Source organism: Streptomyces sp. NPDC048637, assembly GCF_040650675.1.
Lineage (GTDB): Bacteria > Actinomycetota > Actinomycetes > Streptomycetales > Streptomycetaceae > Streptomyces.
In genome coordinates, this window is record NZ_JBEZHQ010000001.1 from 495,769 (window position 1) to 510,030 (window position 14,262).

Annotated in this window: 13 protein-coding genes and 2 pseudogenes; 8 read left to right on the forward strand and 7 right to left on the reverse strand. The window is 67.8% G+C overall.

The genetic code is table 11. The features are described from left to right. Nucleotides 1-93: 93 nt before the first annotated feature. From AB0C46_RS02430 to AB0C46_RS02440, 3 genes are all read left to right on the forward strand, one after another. Nucleotides 94-1,152: a hypothetical protein gene (locus AB0C46_RS02430; protein ID WP_362825051.1), complete on the forward strand. Its 1,059-nt coding sequence runs from the start codon at nt 94-96 to the stop codon at nt 1,150-1,152. Between the two features lie 416 nt (nt 1,153-1,568). Next, nucleotides 1,569-2,822 carry a GNAT family N-acetyltransferase gene (locus AB0C46_RS02435; protein ID WP_362825053.1) on the forward strand — a complete coding sequence of 418 codons (1,254 nt, stop codon included), beginning with the start codon at nt 1,569-1,571 and terminating at the stop codon, nt 2,820-2,822. Between the two features lie 172 nt (nt 2,823-2,994). Then, nucleotides 2,995-3,498: a hypothetical protein gene (locus tag AB0C46_RS02440; RefSeq protein WP_362825054.1), complete on the forward strand. Its 504-nt coding sequence runs from the start codon at nt 2,995-2,997 to the stop codon at nt 3,496-3,498. A 192-nt stretch (nt 3,499-3,690) separates the two neighbouring features. Here the strand turns inward: AB0C46_RS02440 and AB0C46_RS02445 are convergent, their stop codons facing one another. After that, on the reverse strand, nt 3,691-4,128 hold the full coding sequence (locus tag AB0C46_RS02445; protein ID WP_362825056.1) for a hypothetical protein: 438 nt from the start codon (nt 4,126-4,128) through the stop codon (nt 3,691-3,693). Between the two features lie 375 nt (nt 4,129-4,503). On the opposite strand from AB0C46_RS02445, the gene AB0C46_RS02450 reads away from it, so the two are divergent. After that, nucleotides 4,504-6,177 (forward strand): hypothetical protein, encoded by a 1,674-nt coding sequence (locus AB0C46_RS02450; RefSeq protein WP_362825058.1) that lies wholly within the window; start codon nt 4,504-4,506, stop codon nt 6,175-6,177. Nucleotides 6,178-6,192: 15 nt separating this feature from the next. On the opposite strand, the pseudogene AB0C46_RS02455 reads toward AB0C46_RS02450, so the two are convergent. Next, nucleotides 6,193-6,478 (reverse strand): annotated as a pseudogene (locus AB0C46_RS02455) (transposase); the annotation flags it as partial. Between the two features lie 209 nt (nt 6,479-6,687). Continuing rightward, nucleotides 6,688-7,428, reverse strand: a complete 741-nt coding sequence (locus tag AB0C46_RS02460) for a hypothetical protein (RefSeq protein WP_362825059.1) — start codon at nt 7,426-7,428, stop codon at nt 6,688-6,690. A 390-nt stretch (nt 7,429-7,818) separates the two neighbouring features. Between AB0C46_RS02460 and AB0C46_RS02465 the strand changes: the two genes are divergently transcribed. Then, nucleotides 7,819-8,352: an AAA family ATPase gene (locus tag AB0C46_RS02465; RefSeq protein WP_362825174.1), complete on the forward strand. Its 534-nt coding sequence runs from the start codon at nt 7,819-7,821 to the stop codon at nt 8,350-8,352. 282 nt (nt 8,353-8,634) lie between these two features. Then, a complete protein-coding gene (locus AB0C46_RS02470; RefSeq protein WP_362825061.1) occupies nt 8,635-9,234 on the forward strand; it encodes a hypothetical protein in 600 nt (199 codons plus the stop codon). A gap of 366 nt (nt 9,235-9,600) precedes the next feature. Here AB0C46_RS02470 and AB0C46_RS02475 read toward each other — a convergent pair. Continuing rightward, nucleotides 9,601-10,532 (reverse strand): annotated as a pseudogene (locus tag AB0C46_RS02475) (IS5 family transposase). Nucleotides 10,533-10,725: 193 nt separating this feature from the next. Next, nucleotides 10,726-11,622 (reverse strand): NAD(P)H-binding protein, encoded by an 897-nt coding sequence (locus AB0C46_RS02480; protein WP_362825063.1) that lies wholly within the window; start codon nt 11,620-11,622, stop codon nt 10,726-10,728. A 68-nt stretch (nt 11,623-11,690) separates the two neighbouring features. On the opposite strand from AB0C46_RS02480, the gene AB0C46_RS02485 reads away from it, so the two are divergent. After that, nucleotides 11,691-12,500 (forward strand): LysR substrate-binding domain-containing protein, encoded by an 810-nt coding sequence (locus AB0C46_RS02485; RefSeq protein ID WP_362825065.1) that lies wholly within the window; start codon nt 11,691-11,693, stop codon nt 12,498-12,500. An 847-nt stretch (nt 12,501-13,347) separates the two neighbouring features. On the opposite strand, the gene AB0C46_RS02490 is transcribed toward AB0C46_RS02485, so the two are convergent. Further along, a complete protein-coding gene (locus AB0C46_RS02490) occupies nt 13,348-13,545 on the reverse strand; it encodes a hypothetical protein (RefSeq protein ID WP_362825188.1) in 198 nt (65 codons plus the stop codon). Nucleotides 13,546-13,577: 32 nt separating this feature from the next. On the opposite strand from AB0C46_RS02490, the gene AB0C46_RS02495 reads away from it, so the two are divergent. After that, nucleotides 13,578-13,925, forward strand: a complete 348-nt coding sequence (locus tag AB0C46_RS02495; RefSeq protein ID WP_362825175.1) for a zinc-ribbon domain-containing protein — start codon at nt 13,578-13,580, stop codon at nt 13,923-13,925. A gap of 16 nt (nt 13,926-13,941) precedes the next feature. On the opposite strand, the gene AB0C46_RS02500 is transcribed toward AB0C46_RS02495, so the two are convergent. Beyond that, nucleotides 13,942-14,247 carry a helix-turn-helix transcriptional regulator gene (locus AB0C46_RS02500; RefSeq protein ID WP_362825066.1) on the reverse strand — a complete coding sequence of 102 codons (306 nt, stop codon included), beginning with the start codon at nt 14,245-14,247 and terminating at the stop codon, nt 13,942-13,944. Nucleotides 14,248-14,262 lie beyond the last annotated feature (15 nt).

Below are 14,262 nucleotides of genomic sequence, written 5' to 3' on the forward strand. Positions count from 1 at the left end.
GCCAACGGCAGAGCAGGCGCATGGCCCCGCCTCGTCCGTGATGAGTGCCTGCAGACAGCCCCCACATCGCAGCAGCCTTGGGAGAGCAGCACATTGCCCCGTACGACACCACCACGACCCATCGACGTCACCGCCGTACTGCCCGAACTGGCCGCCCACTCCAGGGAGACGACCCGGCTGCACCCGAGACCCGGCGCTCCGGACATCGCCGAAAGCTCGATAGGCGGTCCGCTGCTCTGGCCCGACAATGAGCCGTGGCCCACGTGTACCGCGCCCCATATGGTGCAGCGCAGTGAGCCGATAGCCCCCGCGCTCGTCGTCGCGTTGCAGCAGGCGCAGGCCAAGCGGGAGGCGCAGCAGGGGGCGAGGCGCGGCGGCCGGCGCAGCCCGGAGGAGTTCGCTCTGCTCGACGAAGCGTCCGGCCGCCGCGGCGCGTCCATCGACCTCATCCGCTACACCACCCACTGGTACGAGCCCGAGGCGCACGAGGAGCCGAACCCCCTGGTGGCCGTCGCCCAGCTGCACGCCCGCGACATCCCGACCGTTGACTTCCCCTCAGGGACCGACCTCCTCCAGGTGCTGTGGTGCCCCACCCATCACCAGGATCTGCCCGGCCAGCCCCGCTTTTACTGGGGCCCATCCGCACACCTCGTCTGGCGGCGCGCGTCCGTCTCCTCCGCTCCCGGCAGCGCGCCGCCGCAGCCCCGGGATACACACAACTCCTACCTGCCCACCCCGTGCGTGCTGCACCCGGAGCAGGTGACCGAGTATCAGTACGCGGGTCTGCTGCCCGACGCGCTCTGCGAGCGCCTCGACGCGCAGGAGGAACGGTGGCTGGAAGAGACTGATGTCGCTTACCAGCACGACCTGTCCATCGCCCCCGGCTGCAAGGCCGGTGGCTGGGCAACCTGGCATCTGACCGATCCGGCCCCCGTCATCTGCCGGTGCGGAGCGCCGATGGACCTACTGCTCAGCTTCGACAGCAGCGAATGGGACGGTGGTTCCAAGAGCTGGCGCCCCCTCGAGGATTCCGAGGCAAACCAAGTGGGCGCCTGCGGGCCAACCGGATTGTCTCCTGGCCGATGGGGCGCACTACGGATCTTCATCTGCCCCCTCGACCCGACCCACCCCCACTTGCTGAACATCCAGTAGGGGCCCGCCCGCCGCACCTCGTGCATCTCCGTATGGAGCCCCCTTCTCCCGCGCCCTCCGCCGTCCCATCGGCGGGGCCGACTCCGCCACTTCGCCATGCGGCCGCCGTTCGCGACCGGCCGTGACGTCATGGGAGTCGAGCATGCCGAGGTCGACGGTGACGCGGGCCCGGCGCGTTGTACGGGAGGGGCTTGTGGCGGCGAGCTGGAGACCACCCAGCCGCGGATGACCCCCGCGCGAGCGGGGAGCAGCCCCCGAGGTGGTTTCCGGCGCCTGCTCTCGGCTCACCTACGCCGGCGCGAAGAGCACTTCCGGTACACAGCATGCTTGGCACCGGTTGGCTGCAAGAGCGGGTGTCGGCAGGGAAGGTCCCAAAATCGATCGCGCAGCAGCTCGATCTCCGCTAGACAGACGCGGTGACCGATCCCTACACACTCCGTGCTGTTGCCGAAGACGAGTTCTACGACTGGGCCAGGATGATCGCCGATACTTACGGCGTCGATCGGACCGACGAGGAGATCGCCAACCAGCGTGCGGCAACCGCATTGCAGCGCACCATCGCCGCGTTCGACGGGGGCGCTCCGGTAGGTGGCGCCTCTCTCTACAGTCGGTTGTTGACGGTTCCTGGGGCGGCCGTCATGCCGGTGGCAGGGGTCGCCTCGGTCGGTGTGACTCCCACTCATCGGCGCCGCGGGATCCTCACCTCCATGATGCGTCGGCAGCTGACCGATCTGCATGAGCACGGCGCCGAGCCGATCGCAGTGCTGCGTCCCTCCGAGGCCGCGGTCTACGGCCGCTTCGGCTATGGGCCCGCCACACAGGGGAACCAACTGCGGTGCGACAAACGAGGCATGCTCTTTCGACCCCGGACGGAATTCGGTCACGGGATGGTTCGGCTCATGGACCGCGCCCAGGCTCACCCTCTTGTGGAGAAGATCTACGACCAGGTTCGGCGCAGCTCGGTCGGCTGGCCCGACCGGGGTGCCAGTCATTGGAAAGTCCGCTTGTTCGACGAGCCGCACTCGCGCGGTGGCGCGACGGCGCTGCGCTTTGCCGTGCATCAGGAGCCAGACGGCCAGGCCACCGGATACGCCCTCTACCGGCACAAGAGCGCACGCGATGCTGTGGGCAACGACAGCAGCGCGGTGCAGGTCGTAGAACTGACCGCAGCTTCCCGGCAGGCGTATGCCGCACTGTGGCGCTACCTGGTGGGGATCGACCTGGTGCCGTGGATCGAATACGAAGGTGCGGTGGATGAACCGCTCCCACATCTGCTGATGGATCCGCGCGCGGCGCGCTCGGCCGTGGTGGACCGGTTGTGGGTGCGGCTGGTCGACGTCGACCGGGCGCTGGCGGGACGCCGGTATTCAGCTTCACTGGACCTGGTCCTGGACGTCGAGGACGCATTCTGCCCGTGGAATACCGGCCGCTATCGCCTGCAGGCTGATGCGAGTGCGGTGACCTGCGAGCGTACGAAGGCTCCCGCCGATCTGCGGCTGAGTTCAACTGAGCTGGGTGCGGCCTTCCTCGGGGGGACGACGCTGGCATCCCTTGCGGCCGCGGGCCTGGTCCAGGAATTGCGGCCGGGCGCGCTGGCCCCCGCCAGCCTCGCCTTCCGCGGCGACCGGGAGCCCTTCTACCCCGGTGGCTGGGCGTTCCCCCTCTACTGAGTCCCGGGCGCTGCACGGCTGCCTTCCCACGTGCGGGCGCCGGACGGAGCCGAGGCGACAACGGCGAACGCTGGCAAGGGCGGTGATTGCTGCGAGCCAGAGAACCTTCGGCCAACACCGGTGGTCAGCAGGGCACTGGTACGGTCCTCAGGTGATCACCAGAGGGGGACGCGTGAGCGAAGACTCAGTAGACCTGCCGGCCGAGCGGAAGCGGAAGGCCGTATGGCTATTGGGCGGGACGGCGATACCGGCCGCGGCGTTTGCGGCAATATGGCTGGCATTTCTGAGCGATCGCCCGCTCAGCAACCTGCTATGGTGCGCTTTGTCGACGGGCGTGGTGTTCGGTTTCCTGCCCATGCTGACGGTCGTGCGCTTGGCACCACTGCGCATCGATGCGCTTGGGATCACAGCCGGAAGCCGGAAGGTTCCCTGGAGCGACATCGGCTTCGCGACTGTTCTCCATGACACGGCGCTCGCAGTGTGGCTTCATCCGAAGACATCCGGCTCCTCGGAGGAAGACAAGGCGACGTTGCACTACCTCCACTACGAAATGCGGTGGCTCGGCAGAGCCCGCCGCGCCGAGCGCTCCCAGATCATCGCCTCCGCCATCGAGCGGTTCGCGCCCGGCACGTACGTCACCGACGCAGCGGAAATGCGGCAACGTTCCGGCCTCTGATCACGTGCCTTTCGCGCCGAGGCAGCTGCGCGGCGACGGCGGGGGCGTCCCGCCCCTGCCGAAGCGACTGGACCGGCAACCTGCACCGGCGCCGGCGCCGGCGCCGGCGGCTTCCTGTGCGGCCGTGACGCACTGGTGCCCGTTCCCTCTGCATCTGGCGCCTGATGTTCGCCCCTGGCCACGGCCGGGTGATCAGAAGAACAACCTGCCCCTTGTTTCGATCAGCTGCGGCTCACGGTCCTCTGCTACACAATTCAGTGCTTCTCGCACAGCGAGGGCGCCGAGACGGACGAACACCAGCTCGCAGGTGTCGACATAGTGCCATGCCATGGCGCGCACGACGACCCGGGCGTTCACGGGGGTCCCTCGGCGGGCTTCGGGGTCTTCGGTGTCTGTGGCGGACAGTTCCCGCATCACACCCCGGGCGAGGAAATCATCGAACTCCGGGGGTGCTGGTTCGGGCGAGGCGGTACAAGCGAACTCGATGGACGAGGCGACCCCTGCGGGCAATGGCTCGAAGTCGAGCTCGACCCTTCCGTACGTCGGCACGCAGGCGCCGAGCGTCTGTCGGGAGTGCACTTTCACTCCCCGTACGGGGCGGGGGAGTGCGGCGGTCGGCGTGGCAGCCATAACGAGCACCGTACGAGCGGCGGCGTTGCCGCGCCACCGGCTTTCGCCGCCGTGGTACTCGGGCCTGTCCGATGGGTCAGGGCCGGGCGGAGATCATGTGAGCGTTCTGTGGCCGGATCGTTGATGCGGGCATGGGGCGGGGTGATGTGGCTGACGCGGAGTGGGAGCGGCCGCCAGCCGGACAGGTGGAGGTTACGGCCGATTCCGCATAGCTGGTCAGCGCCATGGGGGGCGAGACGGCGGCGCTGCGGGCAGAGACGGGGGTGGGGCTCAACGGGGCGTGGTTGGGGGCCCGTTCAGAGCTTCATTGTCAGTGCCCGTGTCTAGGGTCGGGCTCCATGGATGTCTACACGGGGAACCCACATGGATGACCGCATGGATGACCACATGGATGGCTGCCTGGTGGACGACGTCTACATGGAGGGCAGGCACGCTCCGGAGGGCTCGCCCGCCCACCGGCTGTACCTCTGGATCGAGTCCCTGCATGAACTCATGGGCCGGTTCATCGACCAGTTCATGCACGAAGATTGGGAGCACGGCTACAGCGCCCGTGAACTGACGGGGCTGGAGGAGCATCTGCTCGACTTCTGCAGAGGTGACGACGGCAGCGACGACTCGATCGCGATGTTCATCGAATCCGTGGCGGCTTATCTGGGCGAGACGCTGATCGAGGAAGCCGGCGGTCGCTGGGACTGGGACGAGAGCGCGGGAACCGACGGGCTGCCCGTGGTGTGTCCGGACCCTGTCCTCGGCCTGGAGCCGGTCGCTCCGCTGCTCGTCGTCGGTCAGGCGCTCAAGGAGGGGACGGGGAGGGCCTTCGCCACGGCGGCGCGCCTGCTGCGCAAGGCGGTCAGGGACCGGCAGCGGGAGCACCCGGAGTGGTGGCCGAAGAGGGTGCCCACGCCGTGGGTTCGCTACGGGGAAGTGATCACGACCGCCAACACGGCTTACCGATGGCAGAACGAGCGCATGATCGACTACCTCGACTGGTGGGCCGAGGAAGCCGGCGGCCGCACGCATTGGCTCTTCACCCCCAAGTCCTTGGACGCCTTGGAGGCGCTGCTGCGCAAGAACTTCCCGACGGTCGAGGACTACTACCGGGCCGCCGACGAGCCCTTCTGGGGCATGGCCGCCTGGTACGTGGGCAAGTACGTCGTCGAGAACAAGGGCGCCCTGTGGCAGTACCACGGGGTCAATCCCGCCGCACCGCCCGGCACGTGGCACGCGGAGGACAGTTACTGGGCCGGCGCCGTATTCGTCAACCAGCGGCTCCGCTATGAGGGGCACGCCGAGCTTCTCCCGGCCATGCTGCGTGACGTCGTCGCCGGTGAAAGTCTGCGCGAGGTGGTGGACCGCTTTCCGGACCGTTTGCCGGAGGGCGATTACGTGTGGGGGGAGCCGGCTTGGCCAGAGGTGCTGTGGGTATTGGCCCGCCCGGAACATGTGGAGACGCCGGTCCTGCCGTCCCTCTCGGAGGCGGAGCTGAAGGAGCTGGAGGAGACGGACGACCTGGGAGGGCCGGACTGGACGGACAACTATCGCCTGAACACCTGGCTTGCTGAACGGCGGGAAGCCTTCCCCCTGTGGGCCAAGGAAGCGGGCGGCGGAAGGGCCGAGTGGGACTTTTCCCCCGAGTCCCTCGACCGGCTCGAAGACCTGTTGCGTGGGGTGTTCCGCACCTACGAGGAAGTCAAGGCCGCGCAGGACGAACCGTTCCTGGTGGGTGCGGCCTGGTACTTCGGGGAGGTCCAGGTCAGGCAGTGTGGCGCCGTGTGGAGGTGGCACCCGCAGCCCTCCGAGGAACCCGACCACTGGCACGACTTTCCGATGGTGCAGGGCCCTAGATCCGGACCAGACGAAGACGACGACGAAGACGACGACGAAGACGACGACGAAGACGACGACGAAGACGAGTACGACTACGAGCCCGATGGGGATGAGGACGACCATCTCCACATCTGCGACCCAATGAGCAGTCTGCATGGGCTGTACCTGCGCGGGCCGGGCGAGGAGGAAAGGCTACGGAGCGCCTTGGAGGCATACGCCTAAGGACCGTCCGGCGGGTCATGAGCGAAGCCAGAGGCGAATGGCAGCAACGGTCACGGTGCCGTTGAAGACGTACGCCCTCTTCTCGAAGCGGGTGGCTACAGCACGGAAGCCCTTAAGCGCGTTGATCGTTCGCTCGACTTCATTGCGGGGCTTGCAGATTTCCTTGTCAAAGCCGGTGGGCCGACCGCCCGCGCTACCGCGGCGCCGGCGGTTGGCCCGCCGGTCGCTGCGCTCAGGAATGGTGTGCTTGATCTGCCGATGCCGCAGACCGGCGATTCCGGCGCGACGAGTACGCCTGATCTGAACGGTGTTGAACAGGCTGGCCGCGTCGTCCAGGGGTGCTGGCAGACAGCAGTCAGGGGTGCACGCAGATGGCTGAGTTGTCCTGTCAACGCTTCTTCCGTCGGCCGGTCGCATTGCCGTCCAGCTCCGCCGGAAAATGACCGCCAGCTGCACCGAGGGTTCCGAAGCCCTCGCAGGCCGGCCCGGTCCTGGGCTCATTTCGTGGGCTCATTTCTTGGGGTTTGACTCGAGGTATTCGAAGGACCGCTCGTCCATGGCCTGCTCCCGTGCGTCCCACGAGTAGACCCGGCGGATGTCATAACCCTTGTCGGCCGGCTCCCGCACGATCACCTCACGGCCCGACAGTTCCACCGAAAGGGGGCGCGTAGCCTGATCCAGGATCAGGTTGGCCTGGCCATTTTTGACCGTAAAGCCCCACAGGAACAGGAAATAACGCCCCGATGTGATGCCGAGCAGCAGTTCGTCCTTACCGTCGCCGTTCATGTCCCGGTACTGCGGCGTCTGGACGGGGCACGGTTTTTGCCCGGCGGTCTTGCAGTCCTTGATCTTCTTTTCCGTGCCCTCTTCGTCGAGGGGGCTGGTCATCGTGGTCAAACGGGCCTTGGCGATGGTGAGCGCCGAGACCTGGTGGATGTCGCCGGACGGCACGCGTGGCACCCCGCGTACTGGTGACGGCACACCGTCCGAGATCTTCGCATTGGGCTCAGCCAGTGGTGGCGGGGGCGTGCTGGGCTTCCACAGCTGCCTGGGGGCCGAAGCGGCCGGCGTGCGGCCGGCGCTCTTGGGCTCACCGCCTCCGGTGCAACCGGTCAGCAGCAACAAGGCAGACGCCATGGCGAAGGCGAGCACCGGCAGCGCCGCCCGGGTGCGCCCCTCGGGGGCCGGCAGAGGGCGAAGCACCGGCACGTCATTTCCGGTCACGGCGGCAGACGGGTCCACATCGCACATGATGCTGTCTGTTCTGCATCGCGGCAATCCGTTGGTGATCTAGCGGCGTACGGTCGAAACAGCGGCAGGCCATGACGGAGCGCCGCCGACGCACCAAAAGCCCTGCGCAAGCGCTTCGAGACCCTCGCCGGCGCCCAGACGGAACTGCTACAGCGGCCGACGCGGTGGAGTGTGCTGTCCGCGCGTCGTTGGCCGCCGCCGCGCGGCTGTATGGCCGTGCGGCCATATGGAGAGGCGGCCCGAGGCCAAGTGTCCGGGCTGGCTCCCAGCCGTACGAGAGCAGCGGGCGAGCCGTGCCGGACGTCATTACAGGCCCACAGCCGAGCCCCGTGCAGGCCCACAGCCGAGCCCGGCGCGGTGTCATTGGCCGCCGGTATCGTGTCCGCCGTGATGGTGGGTACCGAAGAAACCCGGCTGGTCGTGCTGCGCGGCAACAGCGCCTCGGGCAAGTCGTCCGTCGCGGCCGGCCTCCGCGAGGCGTTCGGCCGCGGACTCGCCCTGGTCGGTCAGGACAACCTCCGCCGCGTCGTGCTGCGCGAGCGTGACCGGCCGGGAGCCGCGAACATCGGGCTGATCGACAGCGTCGCCCGCTACGCCCTGGACGCCGGATATCACGTGGTTGTCGAAGGCATCCTGTACGCCGACCACTACGGCGACATGCTTGCCCAGCTGCGTGCCGACCACCGTGGCCCCACCCACGGCTACTACCTGGATGTGCCGTTCGCCGAAACCCTCGCCCGGAACGCCACGAAGCCCCAGGTGGGCGAGTACGGAGAGGCGGAGATGCGCGACTGGTACCGAGCCCTCGATCTGCTGCCCGGCAGCATCGAGACCGTCATCGGCGCCGACAGCGCCCTGGCCGAGACCGTCGACCAGATCCTGCTCGACACCGGCCTGGCCGGCCTTCCCGCGCTGGAGCGCTGACAGCACGAGACCCAGGGACGTAACGCCCGGTCTGTCTGTGCTCTGGTGTGTCCGGCCAGAATGCGGTGATGGCGTCGTGAAAGTGCAGCAGTGGCCCCCGCCGGCCTCCTTCACTCCGACTTTCAGGGCGGCATGAACAGCAGCTTCTGCAAAGCCGAGCGGATGCTGGACCGAGATCCCTACCAGATTCTGATCAGCGGCTGGCGGCCGCTCACGGAGGGGCGCTGCGGGAATTCTCCTCAGGGCCTCCTCCCTTCCCGCTCCCCGGGTAGCCTCGTACGCGTGACCACATCGTCTGTCATGTTCGTCAGCGAAGGCATCTTCGGTGTCTCGGACGACGCCCAAGTACCCGTGGAAACGGTGCGATGGTCGAACAGCCTCGCTGCTGCGATGGACTACGGAGCGTGGATCCTCACCGGCATCAACACCGGCGTTGTGAGCGTAAGGGCCCAGTGCCTCGATGCCGCACCGCCCGTCGAGGCGACCGACTGGGAAGAGATCGTGGAGGTCAGCGTGCGATCGGTCGCAGGTGATCTGTACATCAACTCCGGTTACGACATCACCCCCGACGACCTGCCCGTGCTCAACCCCCAAGGGCCAGGCTGGTATCGCATGCGCGTCCACGCCTCGGGGCGTTCGGTCAACCTCGACGGGGTCAGCGACGAGCCGGTCGAGGACTACCTCATTGCCGTCTGGCCGCAGGAGCCGACGGAGTCCGTCGTCATCCGCTCCAGCAAGATGATCGACGAGGCACTGCTGGCCAACGCCGACACAACACTCGAAGAGCATTCTCCCTCCACCGCGGCACCGGACGGCACAGCCGAAGAGGACCGAAGGGCCGACGTACGATCACGACTTCAGCGGTCGCTGCAGGACGACTGAGCCACATGCGACGCCTTCCTCACCGGCTCACCGGCTCACCGGCTCACCGTCAACGGCACCATCTTGGAGACGGGAGCGGATTTCTCTCGCCTGGCCCGCCCCGGGCACGTGCTGAGGAGCCCGTCAGGCCCGGTCTGAGTGCCCGGCACTCAGGGATCTTGAACCACGGTTCCTTGGTGGTAGAGAATCATCCAGCCGACGGCGCCCTGGTGTCAGACCGTTGCCCGCCGTGTTCTCCGTCCGTTGAGGACCAAGGTGTACGTCAGCAAATAGACAGCCTCGGCCAGTTCCTGACAGTGGAAGTCGGACGTCTCCCACTCCTCGGCCGGCGGAGCCTTATGGCGCTCTTAGGCACTGTTTCTCGGATCATGTTCGGAGCCAGATCATGAGGGTCGCGACCGTGACGGTTCCGAGGTAGACGTAGGCGCGTTTCTCGTAGCGGGTGGCGACGGCCCGGAAGCCCTTGAGGCGGTTGATGGCTCGCTCGACGGTGTTGCGTTTCTTGTAGCGTTCGGTGTCGAATCCGGTGGGCCGGCCGCCGTCGGAGCCGCGGTTGTGCCGGTGTCGTTGCTGGTCGAGGCGTTCGGGGATGGTGTGCCGGATTCCGCGTCGTCGCAGGTAACGGCGGTTCTTGCGGGAGGTGTAGGCCTTGTCCGCCAGGACGTGGTCGGGTCGGCTGCGTGGCCGTCCGACTCCGGTGCGGGGCACGGAAACCTGCTCCAGCACCCGGTCGAGCTGGGGTCCGTCACCGTAGTGCCCGGGTGTCAGAACGAGCGCGAGGGGTCGGCATTGTCCCTCGGCGGCGAGGTGGATTTTGGTGGTGAAGCCGCCGCGGGAGCGTCCCAGGCATTCGCCGATCTGATCACCTCCTCCAATCGGACGACCAGTTTCCGCAGCACCGGATCGACCCGGTTCGTCCCCTGCCCGTCCCCCTTTTGAGGAACCGCGGCTGGGGGCACCTTCCTCGCGTCGGCGGCGTGCTGGTGAGCCCGCACCGCGGTGGAGTCCACTGACACGTCCCAGTCGATTCGGCTCTCAGCGTCCTCGGCGGCCTGGACACGGGACAGCAGCATCGCCCACGTGCCGTCCGCTGACCAGCGGCGATGACGTTTGTAGACCGTCTCCCACGGCCCGAACCGCTCGGGAAGATCCCGCCACTGCACACCCGTCCGCACCCGGTACAGCACCCCGTTAATCACCCGCCGATGATCACTCCACCGACCCCCACGCGCACCACCACGAGGCAAGAACGACTCCAGTCGATGCCACTCCGCATTCGTTAAATCCCCACGACCCATGGAACCAGCCTGACCCCAACACCCCACCCACGTCCGGAGATCCGAGAAACACTGCCTAGGACTCACGAACCACGTCGAGATCGGCTGGGCGGTCAATACGGTGTGCGCGCATCAGCCAACGATACGAGTCCGCCGCGCGGGCCGATGAGGTGCTGTGCAGGAACGGGGGAAGACCTGTACCCGGTCTTGGTGCTCATGCCAGGACCGCCGGCTTCAGGACCTCTTCACACCATTCGCGGAAGGTTGTCGGGCTCGCGGTCTGAGGGGTGCGCTGCACTCCGTCGTCGAGGCCGTCGTCCTTGGCACGCATCATGTCCACGTAGCCTTCGGCGATCGCGTTCCCGACCCCGCGTCCGGTGAGTGCGGCGCGGAAGTCGTCGAGCGACTGCCGCTCGTAGCGGACCGGGCGGCCGAGCACGTCGGAAATGGTGCGCGCCATGTCGTTCGCCGAAAGGTCCTCGGGGCCCAGCACCGGGACCTCGCCCGTCCCCGTCCATGAGCGGTCGAGCAGCAGGCCGGCGGCGGCTGCGGCGATGTCCCGGGTGGCGGCCGTCGGTGCTTTGCGGCCGGCGGTGACGGTGTCGGTGAACACGCCGTGGTCGCGGATCGGCGCCACCTGCCGCAGCAGGTTGTCCATGAAGGTCGGGTTCGCGAGCGCCCGATAGGCCACGCCTGTACTCGCGATGAGGTCGTCCATGGCCAGCGACGCTGTCACCAGCCCGGCGCGGCCGGCGACAGGGGTGCCGCGGCCGAGCGCCGAGACGCCGACGACGTGTGCCACGCCGTGGGTCTTGAACGCCTCTGCGGCGGCGCGAGTGAACCTGGAGTACACCGCGTCCAGGCTCGGCGCCCGCAGGTTTGGCGGGACGAGCCAGAAGACGGCGTCCGCGCCGGCGAAGGCCCGGTCGACGACCTCGGCGTCGCCGTGGGAGCCGGTGACGACGTCGACGCGGGCGCGGGCCGCGGCGTGGAGTCTTCCGGGGTCGCGCATGATGACGCGCAGTTCTTCATCGCGCGTGGGGGCCTCGTTGAGCAGGATGTCCAGGAGCCGGCTGCCGATCTGGCCGGTGGGAGCGGTGATGACGATCATGTTTTGAGTTTCGGCGCGTGCCATCTGTGGCGTCCAATACCCTTCCCGGCAATTGATACCTTGACGGCATGGATCTCGATCTGCGCAAGCTCCGGTACTTCGTCGCGGTGGCCGAGCACCGGCACTTCGGCCGGGCGGCGGAACAGCTCTACATCACCCAGCCGGTGCTCAGCCGTCAGATCAGGGCCTTCGAGCAGGAGTTGGCATGCACTCTGCTGGTGCGGACCACCCGCAGCGTGGAGCTGACCGCCGCCGGGAAGCAGCTCTACGAGGAGGCACAGGGCATCCTCGCGGCCGTCGCGGCGGCGGTGCGACGCGTGCACGACGTCGACCACAGCGTCCAACGGCTCGTTGTCGCTTTCTCCCCCGGGCTACACGTGTCGGACGCGATCCGGGCTTTCACACTGCGCCACCCCCATGTCGAGACCGACGTCGTCCCGGCCCGCTGGTGGGAACAGGACGCGCCGCTCCGGGACGGCCGGGCCCAAGTGGGGTACCTGCGGCGGCCGTTCGACGACTCGGGGCTGCACACCATCCCTATCGGCCACGAGCCCAGGGTCGCCTGCATGCCCGCGGCGCACCCGCTGGCGCGCCGTGCCGACCTCACCTCCGCCGACCTCGACGGCGAGCGGATGCTCGACACACCGACGCGGCGGACGTCTTCACTTGAGGAGAAGGTCGAGCTCATCGCCTCGGGGCACGGCATCGCGCTCATCCCGCTGAGCGTCGCGCGCTCCTACTCCCGCCCCGACCTCGCCCACCTCCCCGTCACGGACGCCCCCCGGATCGAGACATGCCTGGCCGTCCTCGCGGACCGGCGCGAGAAGCTGCTGCGCGACTTCCAGGAGATCGCCACCGCGACGCTGCGGCGCACCTGAGCGATCAGCGGCCGGGCCACGGACGGGCGAGATGATCGCAGTGGAGGACGTCGAGCACATCCAGGATGTGCTGGGTGCCGCGCACGAGGCGGAACATCTCGGAGATGTGCCCGTGTGCGGGTCACGCAGCTGCCGCAGGCCCGGCGCGGTCGGCCGGGTGAAGGCGTAGCGGCCGCGGAAGTTGATGTGGCCGTACTGGAGCGGGGAGAGCCGGGCGACAGCTCCTTCAGCAGGCAGCCAGTGAGATCTGGACGGAGTCCGGAAACGGACCCTTCAACCGCTACATCTTCGGTCGGCTCTGGCCGGATCAGGCCGGGGCGAAGGCGCCGTGGGCTGCTCGCATGATCCGTGCAGTGGCGTTCGATGTCGGCGAGACGCTGATCAGCGATGACCGCGGGTGTGGCGCGTGGGCCGACTGGCTCGGGTTCACACCGGCCGTCTGTATCGCCGGGGGTGGGCACCGATGACCGCCTGCACCCGCTGCGACTGCGGCAGCACGCTGAACCTGAGGGACGGGGAAATCGACTCGGCGACCGGTGGCCGCGACAATCTGCCCGGCCACGCGAAAGCTGAGCGTCGTCGTGGCCGAGGTTGGACGATTTTGTTTCCCCAAGCTGTGAGGCTTCTGAGAGACGCCCGGTGGCTGATTCGGCGTGGCACATTGTGTCCATGACTTCCTCTCCACCCTCCGCTTCCGTCGATCTGAGGAGAGAGCCTGTCGAGGAAGTCCTCGATCGCGTCGAGCGGTCCCTCGGTGTGCATCTGGACCGGGAGACCCTGGTGCGCAAGCGCTGCTCGGTCGGAGCACGGACGGCTCGTTGGGGGAAACGACGATCGTCACGGCGGCCTATTCGGGGCCGTTGAACCAGATCCTGCAGCTCCGCTCCCCGAACGCGCAGGTGCAAGGGCGCATGTCCTCCTTGGGGACGAGCCCGCACACGGGGTGAGTGAGATGCTCGATGAGCGTGTCGTGGTCCGTCCAGTGCGATTCCGCGAAGGTCAGCCGAAATCCGTAGGTGCTCACGTGCTTGGTGAAGCCGGCCATGTCCAGCCAGTCGGCGCCGGAGCGACGGCGGGCTGACGCCGCAGAAGGCGACGCCGAGGATGCAGGTCGCGGTGTGGTGGCGGTGTGCGGCCGGGCACGAGTGGGAGGAGCGGATCTCCGCACCGCGATGCCGAAGTGGAAGAACGGCGATGTCCCACCGCCTGCCGCGAGTGCGTCGGCTACCGGGTCTCCCGCACCTTCCCCGTGTGCGGGCACACCGTGAGGGTGCGGCGCTCGCGCCCTTCGGGCAGGAGCGACGGAGCCGACAGGCGACCGGTCGGTGTAGCCGCCGAGGTCCGCTAGGCGGTGCTCGGGCTGGTCGACGAGGTGATCAGCGTGCGCGCAGGCGTACCGGCACAGCGCGGTCAGTGAACCGCTGACTCTCTGAGTGCGGCGTTACGAAACCAGCGATGGATGCCGTGTGACAGGCAGGCCCGACTGATCCTCGACGGTTCGCTCCGCCTGGCTGATCTCGGCCCAGACGGCGTCGAGAGACAAGCCGAGGGTGTCGGCGATCGCTGCGATGGTCGGGAAGGCGGGGGTGGCCACACGGCCGGATTCGATCTTCCGAAGAGTTTCCGGGGAGATGTGCGAAGCGAGCGCCACGTCCAGCATCGAGCGGCAGCCCCGGGCTCGGCGGAGCAGGGCGCCAAGGCGCTGTCCGCGTTCTACCTCGGCGGGGGTGAGCGGCAACCTGACCATGACCCCATTCTAATA

Bases quoted from the DNA above. Each gene is read 5' to 3' on its own strand.
- AB0C46_RS02445 (WP_362825056.1), bottom strand. From the start codon at position 4,128: ATGGCTGCCACGCCGACCGCCGCACTCCCCCGCCCCGTACGGGGAGTG.
- AB0C46_RS02480 (WP_362825063.1), bottom strand. From the start codon at position 11,622: ATGATCGTCATCACCGCTCCCACCGGCCAGATCGGCAGCCGGCTCCTG.
- AB0C46_RS02490 (WP_362825188.1), bottom strand. From the start codon at position 13,545: ATGGCCGGCTTCACCAAGCACGTGAGCACCTACGGATTTCGGCTGACC.
- AB0C46_RS02485 (WP_362825065.1), top strand. From the start codon at position 11,691: ATGGATCTCGATCTGCGCAAGCTCCGGTACTTCGTCGCGGTGGCCGAG.
- AB0C46_RS02460 (WP_362825059.1), bottom strand. From the start codon at position 7,428: ATGTGCGATGTGGACCCGTCTGCCGCCGTGACCGGAAATGACGTGCCG.
- AB0C46_RS02500 (WP_362825066.1), bottom strand. From the start codon at position 14,247: ATGGTCAGGTTGCCGCTCACCCCCGCCGAGGTAGAACGCGGACAGCGC.
- AB0C46_RS02465 (WP_362825174.1), top strand. From the start codon at position 7,819: ATGGTGGGTACCGAAGAAACCCGGCTGGTCGTGCTGCGCGGCAACAGC.
- AB0C46_RS02450 (WP_362825058.1), top strand. From the start codon at position 4,504: ATGGATGACCACATGGATGGCTGCCTGGTGGACGACGTCTACATGGAG.